Genomic DNA, 2,176 nt, shown 5'->3' on the forward strand with positions numbered 1-2,176 from the left:
GTGGAGGTCCGCTTCGGCGCCGCGGGGACGGCGCTCTGGCGGTTGGCGCGCGCCGACGACGGGCGCCGCCTCTTCCGCCCCATCCCCCCCGAGCGGCCGCACGCCTCCATGGACTTCGTGGAGTACGAGGTGCGCGACGCGGGGCGGCTGGCCTTCACCGCCAACGCCCTCCTGGGGCCCGTCTGCGCCGCGCTGGCCGGGCGCGGGGAGCGCGCCCGGGAGATGACGCTGGCGCTCTCCCTCTCCGGCGGGGGCGAGCTGCGGGAGCGCCTCCGCGCCGCCCGCCCCACCGCGGAGCGCGACCTCTGGCTGCGGCGCGTCCGCGGCCTCCTGGACCGCCTGGTCCTCCCCGACGGGGTGACCGGCGTCTCGCTGGAGGTGGAGGGGACGGAGCCCGCCTCCGCCACCCAGGGCGACCTGTTCGACCGCGGCTTCTCCACCGCCGCCCCCGTGGAGGAGGCGGTCGCCCGGCTGGTGGACGAGCACGGCCCCCTCTTCGTGGAGCCGGAGACCGGCGGACATCCCCTCCCCGAGCGCCGCACCTCGTGGCGCGCGCGGGGGCCGGAGGAGGCGGCGGAGCGTGCGGCGCAGGCACCGGAGGCGGCACACGCGGAGGAGCCCCGTCTCACGCTGCAGCTCCTCCCCGAGCCGCGCCGGGTGGCCGTGCGCGTCCGTCCGCGCCGCGACCACGTGGTCCCGGCGCAGTACTGCGACCTCGCCCGCGGGCGGGAGTGGAGGCGGCTGCTCGCGGCGGCGGGGCCGGAGCGGATCTCCGGCGGGGCGTGGGAGGAGGGGTGGGCGCGGGAGTACTTCCGCTGCGTCACCGAGGCGGGGGCGCTCGTGTGGTTCTTCCGCGACGCGGAAGACGCCTGGTACATCCACGGCTGGTGGGACTAGGAGCCGGTCCCGGCCACCCGCGCGCGGATGTACTCCTTCTGCTGCTCGAAGCTCTTGCCGGTCAGCTCACGGTTCAACTCTTCACGGATTTGCCGCATGGTACGCACAGCGTCGAACAACTTCGCCTCCTTTCTGGAGAGCTACCTCGAAACGGTCCGAAAGGCAGCGGAGAGCGGGAGCTCCGCCGAATCCGCTCCGCGCTCCCTGCCGCGCGGAGCGTCGGACGCGCCCGCGGACCGGAAGATCCGGCGCTTCCCGCTGCCCGCGTCAGGCTTCTTCGGCAGCGGGATGTGACGTGTCTTCACGCGCACGCGCTACGTACTCGTGCATGCGCTGGGCCTTCTCCCGGATGAAGCGGATACGCTCCTCGGGAGAGGCGTCCTTCAGGAGCTGGTAGTGATGGTCCCGAATGCGGCGGGTCATCGCGACGGCGTCAAAATCCTTCTTCTCCATAGTGAGCCACCTCACGAGGGGAGTAGATCTCCAAGGGCTTGTATCCGAGCTCCAGGTTCACGGCGCTGAACAGGCGGATCTTATCGTAGTGCACGATGTGCCGGAAGTTCCAACTGACGAGCAGGTCCACCTGAGCCACGGTCGCAAGCGCGATATGCACGCCGTCTTCGTAGAACTTGGGCGTGAGGATCCGACGCGCCTGGTAGACGTCGGCCAGCCGCACGATGGACTCGTCCACCTCGAGGACTTCAGCTCCGATCGCCAGCAGTTCCGTGTACTTGTTTCGCACCCGTTCCGGGGCATCCTCTATCTCGGCGGCCACCATGTCCGAGACCACAGGCCGGTAGGTGCCCAGCCGAAAGTCCTTGAGGAGCCCATTGGACCAGGGGGCGAACTCCGCGTCAAAGCAGCCGCCGATGACGGAGGTATCCGTGTAGATTCGCTGGGGCCTCATCCTGGAAAGATACATAACGGCGCCTGTGGGACGCCAGCGTTCCATGATCCGGCGGTGTACGCCTGATGGAGAGCTACGTCGAGCTGCGGGGCCGGAGCGCGTTCTCCTTCGGGGACGGGGCGCTGACGCCGGAGGCGCTGGTGCGGCGGGCGGCGGAGACGGGATACGGCGCCCTGGCGCTCACCGACGCGGCCGACCTGGGCGGCATCGTCCGCTTCGCGCAGGAGGCGAAGGAGCAGGGCGTCCGCCCTCTGGTGGGCGCCGAGCTGAGGGTGGGCGGCCACCCCCTCGCGCTGCTGGCGCGCGACGAGGCCGGCTACCGCAGCCTGGCCGCGCTGGTCACCCGGGCGCGGCGGGGGAGCGCGCGCGGGA

Annotated in this window: 4 protein-coding genes; 2 read left to right on the top strand and 2 right to left on the bottom strand. The window is 71.6% G+C overall.

Annotated elements, in window-relative coordinates; genetic code table 11:
- A partial coding sequence (locus tag VGR37_03980; protein HEV2146554.1) for a hypothetical protein occupies positions 1 to 897 on the top strand: 897 nt, incomplete at its 5' end.
- Positions 898 to 1,164: 267 nt separating this feature from the next.
- On the opposite strand, the gene VGR37_03985 is transcribed toward VGR37_03980, so the two are convergent.
- Entirely contained in the window at positions 1,165 to 1,350 is a 186-nt protein-coding gene (locus VGR37_03985) for a hypothetical protein (GenBank protein ID HEV2146555.1), read from the bottom strand.
- Positions 1,331 to 1,849 carry a hypothetical protein gene (locus VGR37_03990; protein HEV2146556.1) on the bottom strand — a complete coding sequence of 173 codons (519 nt, stop codon included), beginning with the start codon at positions 1,847 to 1,849 and terminating at the stop codon, positions 1,331 to 1,333. The genes VGR37_03985 and VGR37_03990 overlap by 20 nt, the downstream gene beginning before the upstream one ends.
- Before the next feature lie 20 nt (positions 1,850 to 1,869).
- Between VGR37_03990 and VGR37_03995 the strand changes: the two genes are divergently transcribed.
- A partial coding sequence (locus VGR37_03995) for a PHP domain-containing protein (protein HEV2146557.1) occupies positions 1,870 to 2,176 on the top strand: 307 nt, incomplete at its 3' end.

The organism is Longimicrobiaceae bacterium (assembly GCA_035936415.1).
GTDB lineage: Bacteria > Gemmatimonadota > Gemmatimonadetes > Longimicrobiales > Longimicrobiaceae > JAFAYN01.